Genomic DNA, 22,170 nt, shown 5'->3' on the forward strand with positions numbered 1-22,170 from the left:
ACCCCGCGTCACGTTCCTCCTACATATGCCCGGTCAGTCTCGCGTGCAGCGAACGCGCGGAGGCGTCGGTGAGGGACGCGATCTGATCGACGATCACCCGCTTGCGCGCGTGGTCGTCGGGCGCCCGCTCGAACAGCGTCCGGAACTGCGGGTCCAGCCCCTCGGGGGCGCGGGCGGTGAGTGCCTCGGCCAGTTCCGCGACGATCACCCGCTGGTCGGCGCGCAGCCGCTCCTGCTCGGCCCGCTGCATCACGTACCGGTCGGCGACCGCCTTGAGCACCGCGCACTCCATGCGGGCCTCGCGGGGTACGACGAGTTCGGCGCCGTAGCGGGTGAGCCGGCCGGTGCCGTACGCCGCGCGCGTGGCGCCCTCGGCGGCCAGGCAGAACCGGCCGATGAGCTGACTGGTGGCGTCCTTCAGCCGGGCCTGGGCGACCGCCGTGCCGTCGTAGCCGTGCGGCCACCACTCCTGGTCCTGCAGGCGGTCCAGCGCGGCGGCCAGTTCGGCGGGATCGGTGCCCGCGGGCACGTACCGGCCGACGGCGACCTCGAACACCGCCTGCCGTTCGGGCTCCGCGTGCAGGCAGTTGGGGTCGATGTGACCGGCGTGCAGGCCGTCCTCGACGTCGTGGACCGAGTAGGCCACGTCGTCCGACCAGTCCATGACCTGGGCCTCGAAGCAGATGCGGGTGCCGGGGGCGGTCTCGCGGACCCAGTCGAAGACCGGGCGGTCGTCCTCGTACACACCGAACTTCGCCGACGCCGGGTCGGACGGGTGGGCGCCGCGCCGCCAGGGGTACTTGGTCGCGGCGTCGAGGGTGGCGCGGGTGAGGTTGAGGCCGACGGAGCCCTCCGAGGTGAAGCGCTTGGGCTCGATCCGGGTGAGGAGTCTCAGGGACTGGGCGTTGCCCTCGAAACCGCCGCAGTCGTCGGCGAAGCGGTTCAGGGCCTGTTCGCCGTTGTGGCCGAAGGGGGGGTGGCCGAGGTCGTGGGCGAGGCAGGCCGCCTCGACCAGGTCGGGGTCGCAGCCCAGGGCCGCGCCCAGCTCCCGCCCGACCTGGGCGCATTCCAGGGAGTGGGTGAGCCGGGTGCGCGGGCTGGCGTCCCAGGCCTGGCTGCGGGTCCCCGGGGTGACCACCTGGGTCTTGCCGGCCAGGCGGCGCAGCGCCGAGCTGTGCAGGATGCGGGCGCGGTCGCGCTGGAAGGCGGTACGGCCCGGGCGCTTGTCGGGCTCGGGGGCCCAGCGGTCGGCTGACGCCGGGTCATAGGCCGAAGAGGGTGCGGTGCCTTCCATGATTCGACAGTAAGCGCAGGCAGTGACAATCGGGGCGCCGGGGGGCCTGGTCGACTGCCGAATTCTGTCGGTTGGCGGGGGGTGGGTGTCGATCGCCGAGTGCCGGGTGTCGGTTGTCGGAGGTCAGGTGCCGGGGGTCGGTTGCGGGATCAGGCCGGGGGTCGGGTGCGGATCGCCGAGTGCCGGGTGTCAGCTGTCGGAGGTCGGGTGCCGGGGTCTGCTGCCGAGTGTCGGTTGTCGGAGGTCGGGTGCCGGGGGTCGGGGGTCGGATGCGGGATCAGGCCGGGGTGAGTTCCGCCTGTTCCCTCGCCCGCGCCCGGTCGTAGCGGTGGAGCACCAGGCGGGCCATCGCCTCGTGGGCTCCCAGCGGGGCCGCGGCGATCCACGGGGCCGCCTGCGCGCACTGGGTCGCGAAACGGCCGGGAGCCGTGAAGTACGACGCCACCGCCACCCGGTCTCTGCCGCCGGCCGCCAGCGCCCGCAACGCGTCCGGGACCGTCGGGGCCGCCGCCGAGGCGTACGCGGGGACCACCGGGACGCCCAGCCGGTCCGCCAGGAGGCGGGCCGTGCGGCGCGTGCCGGTGGCCGCGGCGGGCACCCGGGAGCCCGCCGCGGCCAGGACGACCGCGCTGCTACGGCGGACCGCCTCGTCCTGGCCCGGCTGCCAGCCGGCCTCCGCGAGGCGGTCGTGCAGGACCTCCACGAGGAGCGGGTGCGGGCCGAGCGGTGCGGCCACGCGGGTGCGCGCCGGCGCCGCGGCCGCCGTCCCGGGAATGTCCTGGTCGACGTGGTGGCCGCGGTTGAGCAGGAGCGGGACCAGGATGCCGGGGGTGTCGCCGAGGGCGGCGAGCGTCCGCGGGAGCAGCGGCTCGGTCAGCTCGATGTGGCCCAGGTGGACGGCGAGGGCGGGGCGCAGCTCGCGTACCCGGGCCAGCAGGGCCCTTACGGTGCCGAGCGCGCGCGGGTCGCGGCTGCCGTGGGCGACCAGGACGAGGGCGGGCGCCGCCGGGTGGAGACCGAGGACGGGAGCGGGCGCCGCCGGGGAGTGACCGAGGACGAGGGCGGTCGCCGCCGGGTGCCGGCCGGGCGGCGGGGTGGGCCGGAGCGGGCCGGCCGGTTCGCCGCCGACCGCCGCCGTGAGGTGCGCCGTGCCGCGCGGGTGGAGGCGGGGCCCGGGGCGGGGAGGAGGGGACGCCGTCATGGAAGGAGCCTGGCGGGCCGAGGTTGCGTCGCCGTTGCCGTGCCGTCACGGAGGTTTGCCGCGGCCTCACTCCGGGCGGAGGCGGCGCGTGAGGGAAACCGGGACGGGGCGGCGGGCGTCCTCCTGTTCGGAACCGATCACCTTCTCCGGGGGGCCGTATGAAGATCCGTCGACCGCGGCTGCCGCGGACCCGTGCCGGGCGACGGCGGCTGCTGCAGGCCGTGATGGCCGGGTGCGTACTGGCGCTGCTGCCGTCGACCTGGCTGTACGTGTCCACGGCCGATCGGCTGCGGACGACGGCGGACGCGCCCTCCGCGCCGGTCGCCGTGGTGTTCGGGGCCGGGCTGTGGAAAGGCGGGAAGCCGTCGCCGTACCTCGCGCACCGGCTGGACGCCGCGGCCACGCTGTACCGGCACGGCCGGATCGAGGTCGTCCTCGTCACCGGGGACAACAGCCGCGAGGACTACGACGAGCCCGACGCGATGCGCGGCTACCTCACCGCGCACGGGGTGCCGGACGGGCGGATCGTGAGCGACTACGCGGGCTTCGACACCTGGGACTCGTGTGTGCGGGCCAGGAAGATCTTCGGGGTCGACCGGGCGGTGCTGATCAGCCAGGGCTTCCACATCCGGCGGGCGGTGGCGCTGTGCGAGGCGGCCGGGGTCGACTCGTACGGGGTCGGTGTCGACGACGAGCACGACGTGACCTGGTACTACGGCGGCACCCGCGAGGTGTTCGCGGCGGGCAAGGCGGCACTGGACGCGGTCTTCCGCCCGGACCCGCGTTTCCTCGGCCCGCGTGAGCCCGGGGTGGCGCGTGCGCTGGCCTCGGAGCGGTGACCGGCCGAGCGGATCGGGGAGCGGCCGGGCGGGACCGGGCGGGACCGTGACCGGCCGGGCGTGACCGGCCGGACGTGACCGGGCGGGGGCGGGACCGGGCGGGCCGGACCGGGCGGGGGCGAGACCGGCCGGACGTGACCGGGGAGCGGCCGGGCGAGGGCGGTGACCGGCCGGACGGGGGCCATGACCAGCCGGGCGGAACCGGGGAGCGGCCCGGCGGACCGGCCCCGGAGCGGCCCCTGGGTGAGGCGCGAGCGCTCGGGGGCCGGGGGCGGCCGGGAAAGAGGCGCGAGCACCCGCGACCGGGCAGGGACGCGAACACCCGTGACCGGCGGCGGCCGGGGCTCGCGTAGATTCGGGGTATGTCCGACTTCGGGAAGTCCGACCTCGACGCCTATCTGAGCCGCATCGGGTGGGAGGGCGACGGCGGGACCGGCCTTGCGACCCTGCGGGGGGTGCATCTGGCGCACGCCCTCGCCCTGCCCTTCGAGAACCTGGACGCCCTGTCCGGCAGGGCCCCGTCGCTCGACACGGCCGATCTGGTGGCCAAGATGATCCACGGCCGGCGCGGGGGTTACTGCTACGAGCACAACATCCTGCTGTGGCGGGCGCTGGAAGCGCTCGGATTCCGGGTGACCGCGCTGGCGGCGCGGGTGCTGCTGGGGGCCGCGACGCCGGAGAGCCGGCCGCGTACGCACGCGATGCTGCGGGTCGAGGTGCCGGACGCCGGCCGGCCGTACCTGGCGGACGTCGGGTTCGGGGCGGCCGGATCGCTGCTGGAGCCGGTGCCGCTGGCCCTCGGCGTGGAGTTCGAGGGCGGCGGGCGCCGGCACCGGTTCACGGTCCTGGAGCACGAGGGGCCGCTGGAACTGTGGGCGCTGCAGGCGTACGACCCGGTGGCGCGGGAGTGGGTGAGCCAGTACGCGTTCACGCTGGAACCGTTCACCGCCTCGGACTTCGAGGTGTTCAACTGGCACGTCGGCACGAATCCGCGTTCGCCGTTCACCCTCCGCGCCTATCTGCAGCGGACCACCGCCGAGCGTCACCTCTCCCTGGACGGAGCCCTGTTGACCGAGACCCGGGCCGACGGCACGGTGACCGCTCGCGAGCTGACGGACGAGGCGGAGGCGCGTCACGTGGTGTCGGAGGAGTTCGGGATCGCGGTGCCGGACGGACTGAAGCTGCTGGGCTGAGCCGGCGTCGGCCGAGCCGGTCACCGAAGCCGCGCCGAGCCCCAGCCAAGAGGCGGCCAAGCCCGTCACCGCCGAAGCCGCACCGAGCCCCGGACAGAGGCGGCCGAGCCGGTCACCAAAGCCGCGCCGAGCCCCAGCCAAGAGGCGGCCAAGCCCGTCACCGCCGAAGCCGCACCGAGCCCCGGACAGAGGCGGCCGAGCCGGTCGGCGATGCCGCCGCGCTTCCGTCAGCGGCGGGACAGCCAGTCGCCGCCCTCGATGGGGGTTCCCGCCGAGCGCAGCCGGGCGGCGACGCGCGGGGCGGCCAGGTAGACCCAGGCCGGGACCGCGCTGCCGTCGGCGCGTACGACGTCCCGGGTGACGCGGACGTACAGGTTGCCCGGATCGCCCGGCGCGTACTCCTCCAGCCGGTCCAGGGCCGCCAGCAGGTCCTCGTACGTCTCGGGCCGGGCGGTCACCAGTTCCCCCCGCACCTCTCCCCCGGCCCGTTCGACGGCGTAGGGGTAGCCGGGTCCGTCGTACAGCACGGCGTCGTGCAGGCGGCCCGGTTCCTCCGCGGCGGTCCGGCCGCGCAGGAACAGGTCGTGGTTGCCCTCGCCGGGCCGGAGGGTGCCGTAGACGAAGAAGGGCAGCGGCCGGGGATCCTCGGCGGTCACGGAAACGATTCTGTACCCCCTCCGGCTCGTCACACATCTCCATGGAGGCGCTATGGACATGGCTTGTCATGCCCTTTTAAATCGCTGTCACCACCAGCGCCACCCCACGCCCCAGTTGTGCGCCTCCCCGAGGAGACAGATGAGCCGGATACGGCAGCACGCCCGAGGAACCCGCCGCCTCGCCACCGCCGGCGTCGCGGTCACCACCGCGACCCTGCTGGCCGCCGCCCTCTCCCCCGCCGCCCACGCCGACGGCAGACCGACCCGGGCCACCGCGATCGAGAACGCCGCGTCGGCGCTCCTCGCCCACGCCACCGGCCTGGGCCTCAGCTCCGCCCAGGGCACCGGTGTCCGGGACGTGATCGTGGACCGGGACGGCACGCAGCACGTCCGTTACGACCGCACCTACCGCGGACTCCCCGTCCTCGGCGGCGACTTCGTCGTCCACCTGGCGCCCGACGGCGGATACCGCGGCGCCGACCGCGCCACCCGCGACCGGATCGCCCTGCCCTCCGTCACTCCGCGGGTGTCCGGCCCGAAGGCCGCCGCCCTCGCGGTGGACGCGCTGCGCGCCGCCGGCTCCGGCGGACGGCTGAAGCAGGTGAAGGCCAAGCCGGAGCTGGTCGTCGACGCCCTGCACGGTTCGCCGAGGCTGGCCTGGCGGACCACCGCCGCCGGCCTGGACTCGCTCGGCAACCCGGTCGCCCGCACCGTGCTCACCGACGCCCGCGCCGGCGCGCAGATCGACGCCTGGGACAGCATCGAGACGGCCGCCGGTGACGGCAAGTCGCTCTACAGCTCGACGGTGCCGCTGGAGACCACCCAGTCCGGATCGACGTACCAGCTCAAGGACCCGACGCGGGGCAACACCTACACCGGTGACGCCGCGGGCAAGACGGACCTGTGCGTCTTCGGCATCTGCATGAGCCGGGCCCCCGCGACCGTGTTCACCGACGCCGACAACCACTGGGGCACGGGCACCACCGCGGACCGCGCCTCGGCCGCGGTCGACGCCCAGTACGGCACCAACGAGACCTGGGACTACTACAAGAACGTCCAGGGCCGCAACGGCATCGCCGGCGACGGCAAGGGCTCGTACAACCGCGTCCACTACGGCAGCAACTACAACAACGCCTTCTGGGACGACAGTTGCTTCTGCATGACGTACGGCGACGGCGACGGGACCACCTTCGGTCCGCTGGTCGCCCTCGACGTCGCGGGGCACGAGATGACGCACGGCGTGACGTCGAAGACGGCCGCGCTGACCTACTCGGGCGAGTCCGGCGGACTGAACGAGGCCACGTCCGACATCCTCGGCACGATGGTGGAGTGGTACGCGAACAACTCCTCCGACACCGGTGACTACCTCATCGGCGAGAAGATCGTGAAGCCCGGGTTCGGCAAGGCGGCCCTGCGCTTCATGGACAAGCCGTCCAGGGACGGCAGCTCCGCGGACTACTGGAGCAGTTCGGTCGGGAACCTGGACGTCCACTACTCCTCGGGCGTCGCCAACCACTTCGCGTACCTCCTCGCGGAGGGCAGCGGCGCGAAGACCATCAACGGGGTCAGCTACGACTCGCCGACGTACAACGGCTCCGCGGTCACCGGCATCGGCCGGGACAAGGTCGGCAAGATCTGGTACCGGGCGCTGACCGTCTACATGACGTCCTCGACCGACTACAAGGCGGCGCGGACGGCGACCCTCAACGCCGCGAAGGACCTCTACGGCGCCGGAGGCGCGGAGTACAACGCGGTGGCCGCCGCCTGGAGCGCGGTCAACGTGAACTGACCCGACGGCGACGACACGGAGGCCGGTACCCCGCGCGGGCACCGGCCTCAGTGGTGCGCGCGGGGGGCGCCCGTGTGCGCGGGGGCGCCGCCCGTGTGCGCGGGGGCGCCGCCCGACCGTTCGTCGGCCTCCCGGGCCCCTGGACCCCCGGGCCTCCCGGACGCCGCGTCGCCGCGTCGCCGCGTCGCGGGGCCGCGGGGTCGCGGGGTCGCGGGGGCGCGGGGTCGCGGGCTGGCGGGTGGCACGCGCCTCTCCCGCCGCCACCGCCGGGACCGCCGCCACCGCCGGGGCCGCCGGGCCGCCGGGCCGCCGGGCCGCCGGGCCGCCGGGCCGCCGGGCCGCCGGGCGCACGCGTACCCCGGCTCCGCCACCGGTGTCACCGGGCGGCACACGCACCCCCGGTGCAGCCGCCGGGGCCGGGCGGGGGCGGCGCTGACGGCGCGTCACCCGTTCACCGGTGCCCGCCGCTCCATTCGTGTGCTTTTCATACCGCAGCCTTCCACGCCCCTTCGTTCCCCCCATGACCTGCCCGAACCCGGTACGCACTAGCCCGTGCGGGGGGCGCGGCCGCCACCCGTTCACCGCATTTCTGACGGCCACTCAGGAAGCGCGCACGCCCGGAAGCCACTTATCTCGGTAGGGCACGAGTCGGACAAGCTCTGGGGAGCACCATGCGAGGCATCGCCCGTCTGCTGACCGGTACCGCGCTCGCCGTGGCCGTCGCGGGACCCGCCCACGCCGGCGACGCCGTCCGGACGACGGCCCAGCTCCACGGCGCGCGAGCCGAAGCCGGCTCCCCCGCCGGCAGCCTGGCGGTGTACCCCGCCACCGTGTCACCCGGGGACCAGGTCTCGGCGAACACCGCCGCCTGCGGGGACAAGGGCTCCGCCACCGGGGACGCGAGCGCGGTCGGCGCCGGCACGTTCCCGCTGGCGCCCGGCACGCACGAGGGGGAGGCCGTCGGCCAGTTCCGGGTGCCGCCGAGCGCGCAGCCGGGGACGTACGAGATCGTCGCCACCTGCGCCGAGGGCGGCCGGCAGGTGAAGGGCGACCTGCTGGTGGCACTCACCCCGGTGCTCGGCCAGCAGTTGCAACCACGGGGAAGCGTGAAGACGGGGGTCGGCGGCGCACTCGGTCGCGACCCCGTGCAGACCGCGGCGGGTGTGGCGGCTCTGGCCGTCGCCGCCGCGGGCGGTACCTGGCTCCTGCATCGCCGGGCGAGAGGCGACGGGATCTGACGGACACCCTCCGCTGTCCGTCCGCCGGTACCGCACGTCCCACCCCCTCCGGGTCCGATGCCCCTCGCGGCCCGGAGGGGGCGGGGGCCTTCGCAGTCCTCCGGGAGAGGGGTTCAGATGCGCAGGAGTGCCAGGCTCCCAGACGCCGCCATAGCCGCGGTCACCGTCGTGGCCCTCGGTTCGGGGGTGTGGCTGCTCGGCGGCGCCGGGACGGCCGCGCCACCGCAGCCGTCGGCCGTCGAGGGCCGCCCCGACCCGGGAGGTGAGCCGCTCGCTGCCCTCGCCCTCGAGCCCTCCCCGCCCACTCGAATCCGCATCCCCGCGATCGGGGTGAACGCCCCGCTGATGGGCCTGGCCCTCACCGGCTCGGGCAGCCTGGACGTGCCGCCCGCCAAGGAGAAGAACCTCGCCGGCTGGTACGAGGCCGGCACCATGCCCGGCGAGACGGGCACCGCGATCGTCGCCGGCCACGTGGACAACGCCGACGGCCCCGCCGTCTTCTACGACCTCGGCGCGCTCAAGCGGGGCGCCCGCATCGAGGTGGACCGCCGGGACGGATCGGTGGCCGTGTTCACCGTGGACGCGGTGGAGGTGTACGCGGCGCGCGACTTCCCCGACGAGAAGGTGTACGGCGCGGCCCCCCGGCCCGAACTGCGCGTCATCACCTGCGGCGGCGGCTACTCGAGGACGACCGGCTACCAGGGCAACGTGGTGGTGTTCGCGCGCCTGACGGGCAGCCGCTGACGGGGGTCGCCGTCCCGGGGGCCGACGGCACCGCGGCCATGACCTGCGCCGCGGCCCGGGGAGAGTCCGCGCGCCCCGGAGAGTCCGCGTGTGCCGGGGAGAGTCCACGGGTCCCGGGGAGAGTCCGCGTGTGCCGGGGAGAGTCCACGGGTCCCGGGGAGAGTCCGCGTGTGCCGGGGAGAACCCACCGGCCTCCGGGGCGGAACCCGCCGTACCCCGGGGGCGAACCCACCCGCCGCCCCCGGTCAGGCCACCCACTGCTCGTACACCAGGTTCGTCACCAGCGCGAGGACGACCGTCAGCAGGACGATCCGGACGAAGCCGCTGCCCCGCTTGAGGGCGGTGTGCGCGCCGAGGGTGCCGCCCACGAGGTTGAAGAGGGCGAGCAGCGCGGCGAACCGCCACAGCACCGTGCCCTGCCAGGCGAACGTGGCGAGGGCGCCGGCATTGGTGCAGCAGTTGACGATCTTCGCGGTGGCGGAGGCGGTGACCAGGTCGAGACGGAGGACCGCGGTCAGCGCGAGGACCAGGAAGGTGCCGGTGCCGGGTCCGATCAGGCCGTCGTAGCAGCCGATGCCGAGGCCGGCCAGGCCGATCGCGGCGAGCCGCCGGCGGCGGGTGGCGGGACCGGTGGCGGGGGCCGTGCCGAAGGCGGGGCGCAGGATCACGAACGCGGCGACGGCGAGCAGCACCACCATGATCACCGGCTTGAGGACGTCCGTGCTCATGCCGGCCGCGAAGAAGGCGCCCGCCGAGGAGCCGGCGAGGGCGGCGAGACCGATGCGTACGGCCGTGCCGACCTCCACCGGTGCCCTGCGGGCGTAGGTGACCGCGGCGCCGCCGGTGCCGCAGATGGCGATCGCCTTGTTGGTGCCCAGCGCGTACGCGGCCGGGGTGGCGGCGGGGAGCCCGAGCAGCAGGGCCGGCAACAGCAGCAGCCCGCCCCCGCCGACCACCGCGTCGATCCAGCCGGCCGCGAGGGCGGCCAGGCACAGCAGGGCTACGACGGTCAGGGGTATGTCGGGCATGATCGCGACCCTAGGAAGCGGTCGGATGTGCCGTCCACGCATCTGAGCGGATTCTGAGGCTTCCGGCCTGGTCCGGGGCCTTCTCACCGCCCTCCCGAGCGACGGCAGGGGACCCTCACACCGTCCGCGGGCCCCCGCTGAGCGCAGCGTTCCGCGCGGGAAACAGCGGGGATCCCACCGGGAAACGTCCGGATCCCACGCTCGGGGACATGACCTCGAAAGCGGGTGGGGCGGTGAGCGGCACCGGCCCCTGCGCCACCCGCTCACCCACGACGGAGGCTCCTGATGTCCACGACGGCCCTTCGTGACCGGGCACGCCCCACGATCGTGCTCGTCGGCCACGGCATGGTCGGCCAGCGCTTCCTCGAAGCGCTGGCCGAGCACGGCACGACCGCGACGCACCGCGTGGTCGTGCTGTGCGAGGAGCCGCGTCCGGCCTATGACCGGGTGCGGCTGACCTCCTACTTCGCGGGCCGCACACCCGGCGAACTGTCCCTGGCGGACCCGGCGTTCATCGCTGCGCACGGCATCGAGCTGCACGTGGGCGATCCGGCCGAGAGCGTCGACCGCGCCGCGCGCACCGTGACGGCCCGCAGCGGGCTCACCGTCGACTACGACGTCCTCGTCCTGGCCACCGGCTCCAACCCGTTCGTCCCGCCGGTGCCCGGCAGGGACGCCGAGGGCTGCTTCGTCTACCGCACGATCGAGGACCTGCTCGCCATCGAGGCGTACGCCGGGTCGGGGGCGGCGACGGGCGCCGTGGTCGGTGGCGGGCTGCTGGGACTGGAGGCGGCCGGCGCGCTGGACGGGCTCGGACTGGCCACGCACATCGTGGAGTTCGCGCCGCGCCTGATGCCGGTGCAGGTCGACACGGGCGGCGGCGCGGCACTGCTGCGCACCGTCGAGGGCATGGGCCTGACCGTGCACACCGGCACGGGCACCCAGGAGATCGTCACCGGCCCGGACGGCGCGGTCACCGGGATGAAGCTGTCCGACGGCTCCGAACTCGCCGTCGACATGGTGGTGTTCAGCGCCGGCGTACGGCCGCGCGACGAGCTGGCCCGTTCCTGCGGCCTCGCGGTCGGCGAGCGCGGCGGCATCACGGTGGACGAACGGTGCCGCACGGTCACCGACCCGCGGGTGTTCGCCATCGGCGAGTGCGCGCAGGCCGCGGACGGCCGGGTCTACGGCCTGGTGGCGCCGGGCTACGAGCAGGCGGCGACGGCCGCGGCCGCCATCGCCGGTGCCGGACGGGCGTCCTTCACCGGCGCCGACCTGTCCACCAAGCTGAAGCTGCTCGGCGTGGACGTGGCCTCCTTCGGCGACGCGCACGGCACCACCGAGGACTGCCTGGACGTCGTGTACTCCGACTCCCGCGCGGGGCTGTACAAGAAGCTGGTCGTCGCCCCCGACGGCACCCTGCTCGGCGGCATCCTGGTCGGCGACGCGGAGGCGTACGGCACGCTGCGCGCGCTGACCGGTTCGGTGCCGCCGGTCTCCCCCGAGTCCCTGGTCCTGCCCGCCGGAGCGGACGCGGGCGCCCGGCTCGGCCCGTCCGCCCTCCCGGACGAGGCGGTGATCTGCTCGTGCCACAACGTCGGCAAGGGCACGATCCGGACCGCGGTGACCGAGCACCGGTGCACCTCCGTGACCGAGGTGTCGAAGTGCACCAGGGCCGGCACCGGCTGCGGCGGTTGCGTCAAGGTGCTCGGCCAACTGGTCACCGCCGAAATGGAGGCGTCCGGCGTCGAGGTGGACAAGGGCCTGTGCGGCTGCTTCGCGCAGACCCGCGAGGAGCTGTACGAGATCGTCCTCGCCCTGCGCGTCACCTCCTACCGGGACCTGCTGGACCGCTACGGCCGGGAGGGCACCCAGGGCGGCGACGGCTGCGACGTCTGCAAGCCGGCCGTCGGCTCGATCATCGCCTCCCTCGCCCCGGCGATCGGCGCGAGCGGCTACGTCCTGGACGGCGAGCAGGCCGCGCTGCAGGACACCAACGACCACTTCCTGGCCAACCTGCAGAAGAACGGCTCGTACTCCGTGGTGCCGCGCATCCCGGGCGGCGAGATCGCACCCGAGAAGTTGATCGTCATCGGGGAGATCGCCCGCGACTTCGGCCTCTACACGAAGATCACCGGCGGTCAGCGGATCGACATGTTCGGCGCCCGGGTGGAGCAGCTGCCGTTGATCTGGGCCCGCCTGGTCGACGCCGGTTTCGAGTCCGGGCACGCCTACGGCAAGTCGCTGCGCACGGTGAAGTCCTGTGTCGGCCGGACCTGGTGCCGCTACGGTGTGCAGGACTCCGTCCGGATGGCGATCGACCTGGAGCTGCGCTACCGGGGCCTGAGGTCGCCGCACAAGCTCAAGTCGGCGGTCTCCGGGTGCGTCCGGGAATGCGCCGAGGCCCGGTCCAAGGACTTCGGGGTCATCGCCACCGCGGGCGGCTGGAACCTGTACGTCGGCGGCAACGGCGGCGCCACCCCGCGGCACGCGGACCTCCTCGCCCAGGACCTGTCGGATGCCGAACTCGTCCGGCTGATCGACCGGTTCCTGATGTTCTACATCCGCACCGCCGACCGCCTGGAGCGCACCTCGGCCTGGCTGGAGCGGATCCCCGGCGGCCTGGACCACGTGCGGGAGGTGGTGGTGCGCGACTCGCTCGGCATCTGCGCGGAACTGGAGGCGCTGATGGCCGCGCACGTCGGCGCCTACCGGGACGAGTGGGCGCAGACCGTGAACGACCCCGAGAAGCTGGCCCGGTTCGTGTCCTTCGTCAACGCACCGGGCACCCCGGACCCGGTCGTCGCCTTCGTCCCCGAGCGCGACCAGATCAAGCCCGACCTGCCGCTGCTCACCATCGGCACGCGGCCCGCCGACGTCCTGGAAGGAACCGCCCAGCGATGAGCCCGACCCTCGAGCGCACCGGCCTGAAGGTGCAACTGCTGCTGTCCGGCGGCTGGTTCACGGTCTGCGGCCTGGAGGCGCTGACGCCCGGCCGCGGAGTGGCCGCCCTGCTGCCGGGCGGCCGCCAGGCGGCCGTCTTCCGGGACCGCTCCGACCGTCTGTACGCCATCGACAACGTCGACCCGTTCACCGGCGCCGCCGTCCTCTCCCGGGGGCTGACCGGCAGCTGCGAGGGCCGCCCGTTCGTGGCGTCCCCGCTGCTGAAGCAGCGCTTCGACCTGGCCGGCGGGCAGTGTCTGGACGACGAGTCGGTGCGGGTGACCGCGTACCGGGTGCGGAGGGCCGGGCCCCACGCTCCCGCCGCACCCGAGCGTTCGCCCCAGGAGGATCTCCGGCCGGCCTAGTCGATCCCCGACCGCTCCACTCCCGCCACGATCCACCGCTGGAAGCACAGGAACACCAGCAGCAGCGGCAGGATCGACACGGCCGCCGCCACGAACAGCTCGTGCAGCCGGACGACCTGGGACGTGGTGAACGACGACAGCGCCACCTGCACCGTCCAGGCGTCCCGGTCCTGCCCGATCACCAGCGGCCACAGGAAGGAGTTCCACGCGCCGAGGAACACGATCGTCCCGACGGCCGCGAACACCGGCCGCGCGTTCGGCACGACCACCAGCCAGTACGTGCGCCAGTGGCCGAGCCCGTCTACCTGCGCCGCGTCCTCCAGCTCCCGTGGGAAACCGAGGAAGTACTGCCGGAAGACGAAGCAGGCGAAGGCGGAGAACAGGGTCGGCACGATCAGGCCGCGCAGGGTGGAGATCCAGCCCAGCGACGACACCAGCACGAAGCTCGGCACGAAGGTGACGGCGGCCGGGACCAGCAGGGTGCCGAGGATGCCGTAGAAGACCTTGTTCGCGTGCCGGTAGGGGATGCGGGCCAGGCCGTAGCCCGCGAGGGAGGCCGGCAGCAGCGTGCCGAGCGTCGTCGCCACGGCGATCAGGGCGGAGTTGAGCAGGGAGCGGGCGAAGGGGACGGACGGGTCGTCGAACAGCTCCCGGACGTTCCCCCACCTCCACTCGCCGGGCAGGAAGGTCCACTCGGGCGAGGTGATGTCCCGCTCGGTGGACAGGCCGTTGCGGACCAGCAGGTAGAACGGGATCAGGAAGAGCAGGGCGAGCACGATCAGCAGCACCAGCCGCAGCGCCCGCCCGGTGCGCACCAGGGCGTCATCCATCGGCGTCCGTCCTTCCCAGCTTCAGCCACCGCGCCTGCCCCACGGTGACGACGGCGATGATCAGCGCCAGGATCACCGCGCCCGCGCTGCCGAGCCCCAGGTCCTGCCCCTGGCCGAGGGCGAGGTAGTAGAGGTAGACCAGTGGCGGCCGGGCGTAGGGCGGATAGCCGCGCGCGTCGGAGAGCAGGTTGTAGAACTCGTCGAAGGCCTGGAAGGCGCCCACGACGAGCAGCAGCACCACCGCCACCGAGGTGGCCCGCAGCTGCGGCAGGGTGATGTGCCGCAGCACCGTCCAGCCGGGCCGGGCCCCGTCCACGGCGGCCGCCTCGTACAGCACCGGGTCGATGCGCTGCAGCCCCGCGAGGAACAGGATCATGTAGAACCCGGCCTGCAGCCACAGCCGTACGGTGACGACGACCAGCCAGTACCAGGGCGGATGGGTCGTGGACAGCCAGGCCACCGGTTCGCCGCCGAACCACCCCAGCACGGTGTTGGCCAGCCCGAACCGCACCCCGTTGAAGACCGACATCTTCCAGATCAGGGCGGCCACGACATAACTGCAGGCCGCGGGGAGGAAGAACACCGACCGGAAGAAGGCCCGGGCGCGCCCGACGCGGTTGACCATCAGGGCGAGGGAGAGGGCGAACACGAAGGTGGCGGGCACGATGAAGGCGGTGAAGACGAGGAAGGTCCACAGGCTGTCGACGAACGCCTGGTCATGCAGCATCGTCGTGTAGTTGTCCAGGCCGACGAAGTGCGTGGGCGTGACGGTGTTGTGCGCGTCGAAGAAGCTCAGGCCCACGCTCCACAGCAGCGGAACGTACGTGAACAGCGCCAGCCCGAGTGCGAACGGCCCGACGAACACCCAGAACCACAGGGCCTGCCGGCGCCTCACGACTTCTTCTTCACGCGGTCGAGTTCGCCCGACACCTTCCCCACGACCGCCCTCAGCTCACGGTCCGGATCGGCCCCGTCCTTGATGATCCGGCTGAGCGCGTCCTGGTACGCGGTCTGGCTGGCCGGGGTCCACAGCAGCGGCTGGGCGTAGCCGTGGTCGGTGGTGAACCGGACGGCGTCGGCGGCCGCGCCCTTCCTCAGCCCGGCGGCCTTCCTGGCGAGGGAGATCCGGGCGGGGATGTGGAATCCGTAGGACAGCGCGAAGTCCTGCTGGTAGTCGGTGCGTTCGACCCAGAGCCACTTCACGTACTCCTCGGCCGCCTCCCGGTGCCCGGTGCGCGTGCTGACTGCGGCGCCGTAGGCCCCGACGGGTACGGCGGGCCGGCCCTGGGGCCCGTCGCCGGGGAAGGGCAACACCCCGAAGTCGTCGCCGAGTTCCTTCTGCACCTGGGGCAGCGCCCACAGTCCGGACCACTGCATCGCGGTCAGTCCCTGGACGAAGGCGGACGGGTCGGACCAGTCGGTGGGCGCGCCGAGGAGCAGCGACCTGCCGGCGTACAGCCGGTGCAGCTTGCCGAGGGTGCGGGCGGCCGCGGGGTCGTCGAAGCCGGGCCTGGCGTCGTCGGTGACGAGCTGGAGTCCGGCCGCGTACAGGGGGGTTCCGCCGAGCACCCCGGCGCCGCCGTCGTTGCCGAGGAAGAGCCCCTTGACCTTGCCGGTGGTGAGCGCCCCCGCAGCGTCGACCAGGCCGTCCAGGGTGGTGGGCGGCTCGACTCCGGCGTCCCTCAGCAGGCTCTTGCGGTAGTAGAGCAGCTGCGTGTCGATGACCTGCGGGACGGCCCAGATCCTGCCGTCGTACGTCTTCGGGGTGAGTACGGCCGGATTGAAGTCGTCCCTCACCCCTGCCAGCAGCGCGGTGAGGTCGGCCACCTGACCGCCCTGGATCTGGTCCAGCGTCGGCCCGTTGACCTCGAAGACGTCGGGCCCGGAGTCGGTCAGGAGGGCGGCGGCGGTCTGCTGGTCGTAGTTCCCCGGCCGCCACTGGACGGTGACGTGGGCCTTCTTGAAGGCGGCGGCGTACCGCTGGACCGCCTGCTCGGTGCCGGGCTCGCCGTACTGGTGGTACCACTGCGAGAGCTGCGGCCCGGAACCGCCGCCGCCGCGCCCGGTGTTCGCCCCACACGCCGTGAGCAGTCCGGCACCCACGCCGGCGGCGAGCAGGTTCCTGCGGCTGATCGTCATCTGTGCCCCCTGACGTCCGTCATCGATGCACGGCCCAACGATCAACCATGCGCGCCGATTACGAAAGGGGTGTTGCGGCGGTGTGTCACACAGCGGGGGTCTCTCGGGACACATCCCGAAGTGGCCTCCGTCAGGCCGGCTTTCCGGTCCTCTTCCGCCTCCCACAAGGGGGTGCGGACGTCGATCGTGATCGACGTCCGTTCCATGGGCGGGGTAGTAGTCGCGGGGCGCGACCGTAGGGCACATCGTGCACATCAGGTACATCGGGGCACATCGGGCACAGGCAGCGTCGAGGGCCGCACCGCCCGCCGAGGTGCGGCCCTCGACGCATGTGCTTACGAGGTCCAGCCGCCGTACGGGACGGTGATGAGTTCCATGGCGTGGCCCGCCGGGTCCATGAAGTACACGCCGCGGCCGCCGTCGTTGTGGTTGATCGTGCCGGGCTGTCGCCGGTGCGGGTCGGCGTAGTGCTCGATGCCGCGCTGCCTGATCCGCGCGTACGCCGCGTCGAACTCCTCCTCCGAGATCAGGAAAGCGTAGTGCTGGGGGGTGATCCGGTCCGCGGGGATCGTGGCGAAGTCCAGCGTGACGCCGTTGCTCAGGCCGACCGCGATGAAAGGACCCCACTCGGCGGTGATCTCGAGGCCCAGCAGTTCCGCGAAGAACTCCGCGGACTCCCGGTTGTCGCGGGCGTGGACGATCGTGTGGTTCAACTCAACTGACAAGGAATGCCTCCGAGGGCACGTCCCGACACCTCCATGCCTCACCCAGCCGGTGATCGACACGCGATGTCGCGGTCGATCCTAATCGTTGTCGCCCACGAAGGGGGACCGGGGCGACGGCTTTCAGCGGGCTCGTGCTTGCGGGCAGGCCGTGGCACGTCCAGCGCTTGACGGCACGCACGCGCGGGCGGGCCTCACGCTGTTCTGCGCGCGGCCCACCCGCGCCGGAATCACCGGTTGCCCAGGGTCAACGGACCGGCAGCACCTGGGTGTGGTCCTTCTGGACGGCCTGGAGGTTGTCGGGGTTCAGGCCCAGGAGGGACAGGATCGTCGGCGCGATCTGGGTGGTCTCGACCTGACGGGACCTCGTGACACCCGCGGGGGTGCCGGCGCCGGAGATGACGAGCGGGACGTTCAAGTCATCGGCGTGGGCGCCGCCGTGCTCGGCGATCTTCTTCTTACCGCCGGTGTAGACGACGCCGTACTTGGCGATGCCGAACAGGTCCGGCACCCGCGCGTCACCGGGCTTGACGCCGAAGTACGCGGCGGCGTCCTTGCCCGCGTAGACCTTGCTGAGGCCACTGGTGGTGAACGCCTTGGCATGGCCGTTGATGTCGTTGCCCTGGCCGCTCTGGGCGAGCAGGTACCGCTTGGCGAACGACGCGGCCTCGGCGGAGCGATCGTTCAACCACAGCAGCATGCCGTCGTCGTCCACAGAGTGCGCGACAAGGTCACCGGCGCCCGGGTGCTTCTTCTTCCAGGCTGCGTTGAGACCGTCGACCAGCGGGCCGTCGTCGATCCGGGTCAGGGCACCGGGGTCGGTCGGCGACTGGCCGTGCTTGGCGGACAGGACGATGTCCGTGCTGGAGGCCAGGCCCTTGGCCTGGATCTCCTTGACCAACGCGCCGACCTCGGTGTTGACGAAGTCGAGGTTCTTCCGCAACAGCGGGCCGGGGACGCCCTTGGTCGCGTAGCCGCCCTTGAGGCCCTCGGAGGTGGGGAGCTTCTGGGCGGTGGAGACCGACTGGAAGTTCATGCCGAAGATCGCCGGGGTGCCGACCCTGTGGCCGCGGGAGTGGTCGTAGCCGTCGATCTCGTTGAGGACGGCCTGGACCTTGTAGTTGTCGTACTGCTCGGTGGCCTTGTTGTCGGTGGTCCAGTCGTTACCCGCCGGGTAGCCGTCGGCGTCGCTGTTGATCTCCGGGGAGAACTGGTCCTGGATGCCCGTGCCGGACGGGCCGTTGAGGATGTCGTACGCGATGTGCTTGTCCGACCACGCGGTACGCAGACCGGCGTCGCGAGCCACGTTGAAGACCGTGTTCACCTGCAGGTACGAGTGCGGGTAGACCGGCTTGCAGGTCGTGGGGTCGACCGGCAGCTTGCCCGGGTCGAGCAGACTCTGCGGCCGGCCGGTCATCCGCAGGATGCTGCCGGGCAGGTTCTTGAGGCCCTGGCCGGCGTCGAGGGAAGCCTTGTTCCTGTCCAGGTCCTCGGTGAGGTCCACCTCGACACCGGGCTTGGCGGTCTTGCAGTTGGTGGTACCGGCCGGGAGCAGCGCGTGGTCGTACGTGTCGTCGTAGTAGACGCCGGTCGTGCCCGGGCCCCCGCCGGTGACCTGGGCGGTCATACCGGGAAAGGAGTCCGAGGGGATGGTGGTGTGCGCGTTGCTGTAGTGCACGCCGCCCTTCACCAGCCGGGCCAGCGCGGAGCCGGGGTGGCGGGCGATGTACCAGGCCAGATCCGACTGGTGCAGACCGTCGACGGACAGGAGGAGGACGTGCTTGGCGACGGCGGGCTTCTGCGGCGCGGCGAAGGCGCCGGTGAGCTCCGACGCCGCGGCGAGTGAGCCTCCGGCGAGGGTCGTGGCGAGACCGAGGGCGGCGGCCAGTCGTATGGATCGGCGGGTCACAACTCACTCCAGTTGCTCTTGATGACGCGGGCAGCGATGCGGATCATGGGTAATCGACAGCTCTGTCGCGGCAACGACCGGAATCTGAACGTTTGATAAACCCGTCGTGGTTGCCCCTCCAATGTAAGACCGTGGGCCCGCGGCGCCGGAGCGACGGAAGTGAAGCAGGCACTGGCCTGGTCCCGCCTGCACGAAGGTCGCGGCCGAGCACGTTGAGAAGACGTTGAGAAGACGTTGAGCAGGGCGGGGCGGACGGGAAGGCGCAGGTTCCGCGATCACGGAGTGGCGATGCTCTGTGATCACGGGAGACCTGTGCCTGCGCTGCCATGCGACGCCGGCCCTCGCGACGCGTCCCAGACACCGGCCATGACCGGTCGCCTGCCTGCGCGGCGACAAATCACCACTGGGTCCTGTCTGACAATTGGCGTCGTCGCCCGAAGGGCGGCCGCGAATTGTCAGACAGGGCCTAGCCCTCTGGGACGTATATCTCCCGTAGGAAATCCAGGAGGATCCGGGTGAATTCCTCCGGCTGCTCCATGGTCGTGTAGTGGGCGGCACGGTCCAGCTGCGTGATGCGACCGTTGGGGACGGCGTCGATCAGGGCGGTGACGGTGTCGAGGCAACCGCGTGTGTCCAGGGCGCCGTTGATGGCCAGGACCGGGACGGTGATGTCCTTGGCGCGAGAGGCGACGTCTTCGACCGGAACGCAGTGGTTCGGCTCGTCCGGGGTGTGCTTCATGACGGTGCGTAGCGCCATCTCCCGTACGTGGCGCACGATCTCGGGATCGATGTCGTCGAGCCGGCGGATCTGGGTCTCGGTGCCGTCGATGCGGAGCGTGATCCCTTCGGCTGCGGCGTGGGCGAGGACATCGGCCGGCGTGTGCAGGCGCGGTCCCCGCCGGTCGGGGACGGCGAAGCCACGCGCGGCCGGCAGCGGACGGATCTCGCCGATCGCCCTGGTGAGGGGGGACCGCTCCAGGCCGTGGAGCTCGGCGAGGACGGCGTGCGGGAGTTGGTGACGCAGGTGGACCGGGGTGACCGACACCCGGTCGGTGAAGACGAGGTCGTGCTTCGGCCCGGCGCCAGGCCGCTGCCCGCCGGTGCCGCCGCGCCGCTCGTGCGGTGCGGACTCACGGCGCGCGGTCCACGGCCCGGCCGGCTCGTCGATCGAACCGCCGGGATGTGCACGGGAGATGCCGGTGAAGGCAGGATGAGACAAGGCCGCACGGGCCCGTTCCTTCGTCCTCGCACAGGAGGAACCCGCGCGGCTCTCTCCCCATTACGGGCCACTTGGGCGCTGTCGCCGGTTGTGGTCCGAGAGCGCCGCCGCGGTGGCGCGGGCGAAGTCTTCCGGGTTGTCCAGCATGATGTTGTGCCCGCAGTCCGGGATGGAGACCACGGTCACCCCGGCTTCGGTGAGCGCATCGGTTCCCGGGAGCGGGCCGTCGGCCTCGGGCAACAGGTAGGTGCGGGGGATTTTCAGGTCCAGCAGAAGCTCACGCATGGTGGGGACGGTGCCGCGGGTGAGGTGGACCGCGCTGCGATGCAGGGCCTCCCGGCCTGCCAGGCGCATGGTGGACCACCAGTGGGAACCAGCCCGGTCGCGGATCTCTTCCCAGCCGCCCGCCAGGAACTCCTCCTCGGAGTACGCGGCGATGCCGCTGCTGCCCGCGGCGCCCGGTGCGGGCGGGATCGGGTCAAGGTTGGCGTCGACCAGGACCAGGCGGGAGACCAGATGGGGGTGCCGGGCGGCCAGGACGATGGCCACCGAGCCACCCATGCTGTGCGCGATCAGCTCGGCGCCCATGACACCCGCGCTGTTCAGGGCCGCGGCAAGGGCATCGGCGTGGGATTCCAGGGTGTAGTCGAAGTCGGTCGGCCGGTCGCTGATGCCGTGCCCGAGCAAGTCGATCAACAGCGAACGACGTCCGGCGAGCAGAGGATGAACCGCGACTTCCGCGAAGTAGGCCGGCGACGTGGCGCCCAGACCATGGACGTAGACGCGGGACGGCTCCTGTCCCGGCAGCTCGACCCAGCGGATCTGGCCGCCCTCGGGCGTCACGGCGGCACTGCGCACAGCCTGATCCCCTCCACTTCGGATCGTCGGAGAGACGAGAGTAGCCACCGGGCCTCAGCACACCATCACCGCCTACGGCAGTGGACGCGGCGTGGGCACCAGAAGCCTCAAGCCTCGATCAAGACACCCCACCCGATTTCGTTCACCACGTCGGTACCGGCGCCCTACGACTTCCCGGCCGAGCACCGGATCCGCCTGCGGACCACCCATCCGATCGCAGGTCCAACGACAGCCAACGCCACCGTCCACGACCTGCGCCACTTCTACGCGTCCGTGCTGATCAAGAACGGGGCGACGCCGAAGCAAGTACAGATGCGGTTGGGCCACGCCAAGTCGTCGATCACACTGAACGTCTACACCCACCTGTGGGAGGCGGACGAGGATCGGACGGCCGGCATGATGGAGGCCGCTCTCGGTGATGTGCCCTGGGGTTGGGGTAATCGGTGTCCCATGGGGGCACTGAGTGAGGCGAAGATCGCATTGGCCGACTGGCGTTCACGGACACCGCGTTCGGTGCGATTGGCGGTGGTGATCCCGTTGTTGATCGCCGTCTGGACTGCCTGCGCCGTGTTCTGGCATGTGGTGCTGGACCACGCGTGGCTGGACTCGTTCGTGTTCGTGTTCGTCATGGGGGTGGCGCAGGTGGCAGTGCAGTTGTGGATGGACCGCCGGCAGAAGCAACGGCAGCGCGACCAATGAGGGTCAGCGGTGGAAGTGGTTGCGCTTGATCACGGCCTTGCGGATGTTGACCGTGGCCCCGCCGCTCCGGTGGCCGCTCGCGCTGAGCACCTGCACGGCGATCCAGCCGCCGAAGAGGACAGCGGCGAGGGTGATGAGCTGGGTGATCAGGGCGGTGAGGGCGGTGATGAAGGTGGTGAGCAGCAGCAGTCCGCCACACACGGCGAGGAAGCCGACGCCTCCGAGGGCGATGTTCACCCCCGCGCCGGAGATGACCGGCTTGGCCGCGACCGGTCCCGGCCCTCGGGGCCTTCGTCAGTGGGGATGTCCTCTGGCACGCCGCCCACAACCAACAGGTCAAGGTCCGGCTCGATGAGTGGCTGGCGGCCGACGAGTGATCTCCGCTGGGCCGTCTCTGGTCCGCCCGAGGTCACTCGACGCCGACCGCTCAACGACAGAAGCCCACGGCATCTGAACTGGTCAGATCCGTGGGCTTCTTCAGTCCTGCTGGCCAGCCAGACCGGT

General features: G+C 72.3%; 19 protein-coding genes and 1 pseudogene. 8 read left to right on the top strand and 12 right to left on the bottom strand.

Going from position 1 to position 22,170, the window contains the following annotated elements; all coding sequences use genetic code 11:
* Window positions 1-19 precede the first annotated feature (19 nt).
* Both ABVB68_RS06690 and ABVB68_RS06695 read right to left on the bottom strand, forming a co-directional pair.
* Window positions 20-1,294 carry a deoxyguanosinetriphosphate triphosphohydrolase gene (locus ABVB68_RS06690; RefSeq protein ID WP_353599927.1) on the bottom strand — a complete coding sequence of 425 codons (1,275 nt, stop codon included), beginning with the start codon at window positions 1,292-1,294 and terminating at the stop codon, window positions 20-22.
* 277 nt (window positions 1,295-1,571) lie between these two features.
* Entirely contained in the window at window positions 1,572-2,495 is a 924-nt protein-coding gene (locus ABVB68_RS06695; RefSeq protein WP_353599928.1) for a sirohydrochlorin chelatase, read from the bottom strand.
* A gap of 158 nt (window positions 2,496-2,653) precedes the next feature.
* On the opposite strand from ABVB68_RS06695, the gene ABVB68_RS06700 reads away from it, so the two are divergent.
* Complete coding sequence (locus ABVB68_RS06700; protein WP_353599929.1) at window positions 2,654-3,334, top strand: SanA/YdcF family protein; 681 nt, start codon at window positions 2,654-2,656, stop codon at window positions 3,332-3,334.
* Window positions 3,335-3,696: 362 nt separating this feature from the next.
* On the top strand, window positions 3,697-4,527 hold the full coding sequence (locus tag ABVB68_RS06705; protein WP_353599930.1) for an arylamine N-acetyltransferase family protein: 831 nt from the start codon (window positions 3,697-3,699) through the stop codon (window positions 4,525-4,527).
* 227 nt (window positions 4,528-4,754) lie between these two features.
* On the opposite strand, the gene ABVB68_RS06710 is transcribed toward ABVB68_RS06705, so the two are convergent.
* Complete coding sequence (locus tag ABVB68_RS06710) at window positions 4,755-5,183, bottom strand: gamma-glutamylcyclotransferase family protein (RefSeq protein WP_353599931.1); 429 nt, start codon at window positions 5,181-5,183, stop codon at window positions 4,755-4,757.
* Between the two features lie 139 nt (window positions 5,184-5,322).
* On the opposite strand from ABVB68_RS06710, the gene ABVB68_RS06715 reads away from it, so the two are divergent.
* The 3 genes from ABVB68_RS06715 (at window position 5,323) to ABVB68_RS06725 (ending at window position 8,954) form a co-directional block, all read left to right on the top strand.
* Window positions 5,323-6,972, top strand: coding sequence for a M4 family metallopeptidase (locus ABVB68_RS06715; protein WP_353599932.1), 1,650 nt, complete (start codon window positions 5,323-5,325; stop codon window positions 6,970-6,972).
* A 671-nt stretch (window positions 6,973-7,643) separates the two neighbouring features.
* Window positions 7,644-8,210 carry a GVDTG sorting domain-containing protein gene (locus ABVB68_RS06720; protein ID WP_353599933.1) on the top strand — a complete coding sequence of 189 codons (567 nt, stop codon included), beginning with the start codon at window positions 7,644-7,646 and terminating at the stop codon, window positions 8,208-8,210.
* Window positions 8,211-8,327: 117 nt separating this feature from the next.
* Window positions 8,328-8,954, top strand: coding sequence for a class F sortase (locus ABVB68_RS06725; protein WP_353599934.1), 627 nt, complete (start codon window positions 8,328-8,330; stop codon window positions 8,952-8,954).
* Between the two features lie 245 nt (window positions 8,955-9,199).
* On the opposite strand, the gene ABVB68_RS06730 is transcribed toward ABVB68_RS06725, so the two are convergent.
* Window positions 9,200-9,982: a sulfite exporter TauE/SafE family protein gene (locus tag ABVB68_RS06730; RefSeq protein ID WP_353599935.1), complete on the bottom strand. Its 783-nt coding sequence runs from the start codon at window positions 9,980-9,982 to the stop codon at window positions 9,200-9,202.
* A 285-nt stretch (window positions 9,983-10,267) separates the two neighbouring features.
* On the opposite strand from ABVB68_RS06730, the gene nirB reads away from it, so the two are divergent.
* Together nirB and nirD are read left to right on the top strand one after the other, a co-directional pair.
* The gene (gene nirB / locus ABVB68_RS06735) at window positions 10,268-12,886 is read left to right on the top strand and encodes a nitrite reductase large subunit NirB (RefSeq protein ID WP_353599936.1); all 2,619 of its coding nucleotides are present in this window, start codon (window positions 10,268-10,270) and stop codon (window positions 12,884-12,886) included.
* Window positions 12,883-13,290, top strand: a complete 408-nt coding sequence (nirD, locus tag ABVB68_RS06740) for a nitrite reductase small subunit NirD (RefSeq protein ID WP_353599937.1) — start codon at window positions 12,883-12,885, stop codon at window positions 13,288-13,290. Before nirB ends, nirD begins: the two co-directional genes overlap by 4 nt.
* On the opposite strand, the gene ABVB68_RS06745 is transcribed toward nirD, so the two are convergent.
* From ABVB68_RS06745 to ABVB68_RS06775, 7 genes are all read right to left on the bottom strand, one after another.
* Window positions 13,287-14,120, bottom strand: a complete 834-nt coding sequence (locus tag ABVB68_RS06745) for a carbohydrate ABC transporter permease (RefSeq protein WP_353599938.1) — start codon at window positions 14,118-14,120, stop codon at window positions 13,287-13,289. The genes nirD and ABVB68_RS06745 overlap by 4 nt on opposite strands.
* Window positions 14,113-15,015 (bottom strand): carbohydrate ABC transporter permease, encoded by a 903-nt coding sequence (locus tag ABVB68_RS06750; RefSeq protein ID WP_353599939.1) that lies wholly within the window; start codon window positions 15,013-15,015, stop codon window positions 14,113-14,115. Before ABVB68_RS06750 ends, ABVB68_RS06745 begins: the two co-directional genes overlap by 8 nt.
* Window positions 15,012-16,259, bottom strand: coding sequence for an ABC transporter substrate-binding protein (locus ABVB68_RS06755; RefSeq protein ID WP_353599940.1), 1,248 nt, complete (start codon window positions 16,257-16,259; stop codon window positions 15,012-15,014). Before ABVB68_RS06755 ends, ABVB68_RS06750 begins: the two co-directional genes overlap by 4 nt.
* Before the next feature lie 335 nt (window positions 16,260-16,594).
* Window positions 16,595-16,984, bottom strand: a complete 390-nt coding sequence (locus ABVB68_RS06760; RefSeq protein ID WP_353599941.1) for a VOC family protein — start codon at window positions 16,982-16,984, stop codon at window positions 16,595-16,597.
* Between the two features lie 244 nt (window positions 16,985-17,228).
* Window positions 17,229-18,890: an alkaline phosphatase family protein gene (locus ABVB68_RS06765; protein WP_353599942.1), complete on the bottom strand. Its 1,662-nt coding sequence runs from the start codon at window positions 18,888-18,890 to the stop codon at window positions 17,229-17,231.
* A 466-nt stretch (window positions 18,891-19,356) separates the two neighbouring features.
* Complete coding sequence (locus ABVB68_RS06770) at window positions 19,357-20,109, bottom strand: alpha/beta fold hydrolase (RefSeq protein ID WP_353599943.1); 753 nt, start codon at window positions 20,107-20,109, stop codon at window positions 19,357-19,359.
* A gap of 60 nt (window positions 20,110-20,169) precedes the next feature.
* Entirely contained in the window at window positions 20,170-20,967 is a 798-nt protein-coding gene (locus tag ABVB68_RS06775; protein WP_353599944.1) for an alpha/beta fold hydrolase, read from the bottom strand.
* Between ABVB68_RS06775 and ABVB68_RS06780 the strand changes: the two genes are divergently transcribed.
* Window positions 20,881-21,666, top strand: coding sequence for a tyrosine-type recombinase/integrase (locus ABVB68_RS06780; protein WP_353599945.1), 786 nt, complete (start codon window positions 20,881-20,883; stop codon window positions 21,664-21,666). The two genes, ABVB68_RS06775 and ABVB68_RS06780, sit on opposite strands and share 87 nt — an antisense overlap.
* Before the next feature lie 3 nt (window positions 21,667-21,669).
* Here the strand turns inward: ABVB68_RS06780 and ABVB68_RS06785 are convergent.
* A pseudogene (locus ABVB68_RS06785) lies at window positions 21,670-21,954 on the bottom strand (hypothetical protein); the annotation flags it as partial.
* Window positions 21,955-22,170 lie beyond the last annotated feature (216 nt).

Origin of the sequence: Streptomyces sp. NPDC096012 (genome assembly GCF_040426375.1) — a bacterium.
Classification (GTDB): domain Bacteria; phylum Actinomycetota; class Actinomycetes; order Streptomycetales; family Streptomycetaceae; genus Streptomyces.

Excerpts from the sequence above, each read along its gene's own strand:
- nirD (WP_353599937.1), top strand. The coding sequence starts at position 12,883 with ATGAGCCCGACCCTCGAGCGCACCGGCCTGAAGGTGCAACTGCTGCTG.
- ABVB68_RS06730 (WP_353599935.1), bottom strand. The coding sequence starts at position 9,982 with ATGCCCGACATACCCCTGACCGTCGTAGCCCTGCTGTGCCTGGCCGCC.
- nirB (WP_353599936.1), top strand. The coding sequence starts at position 10,268 with ATGTCCACGACGGCCCTTCGTGACCGGGCACGCCCCACGATCGTGCTC.
- ABVB68_RS06700 (WP_353599929.1), top strand. The coding sequence starts at position 2,654 with ATGAAGATCCGTCGACCGCGGCTGCCGCGGACCCGTGCCGGGCGACGG.
- ABVB68_RS06745 (WP_353599938.1), bottom strand. The coding sequence starts at position 14,120 with ATGGATGACGCCCTGGTGCGCACCGGGCGGGCGCTGCGGCTGGTGCTG.
- ABVB68_RS06755 (WP_353599940.1), bottom strand. The coding sequence starts at position 16,259 with ATGACGATCAGCCGCAGGAACCTGCTCGCCGCCGGCGTGGGTGCCGGA.
- ABVB68_RS06705 (WP_353599930.1), top strand. The coding sequence starts at position 3,697 with ATGTCCGACTTCGGGAAGTCCGACCTCGACGCCTATCTGAGCCGCATC.
- ABVB68_RS06720 (WP_353599933.1), top strand. The coding sequence starts at position 7,644 with ATGCGAGGCATCGCCCGTCTGCTGACCGGTACCGCGCTCGCCGTGGCC.
- ABVB68_RS06695 (WP_353599928.1), bottom strand. The coding sequence starts at position 2,495 with ATGACGGCGTCCCCTCCTCCCCGCCCCGGGCCCCGCCTCCACCCGCGC.
- ABVB68_RS06690 (WP_353599927.1), bottom strand. The coding sequence starts at position 1,294 with ATGGAAGGCACCGCACCCTCTTCGGCCTATGACCCGGCGTCAGCCGAC.
- ABVB68_RS06715 (WP_353599932.1), top strand. The coding sequence starts at position 5,323 with ATGAGCCGGATACGGCAGCACGCCCGAGGAACCCGCCGCCTCGCCACC.
- ABVB68_RS06725 (WP_353599934.1), top strand. The coding sequence starts at position 8,328 with ATGCGCAGGAGTGCCAGGCTCCCAGACGCCGCCATAGCCGCGGTCACC.
- ABVB68_RS06780 (WP_353599945.1), top strand. The coding sequence starts at position 20,881 with ATGGACGTAGACGCGGGACGGCTCCTGTCCCGGCAGCTCGACCCAGCG.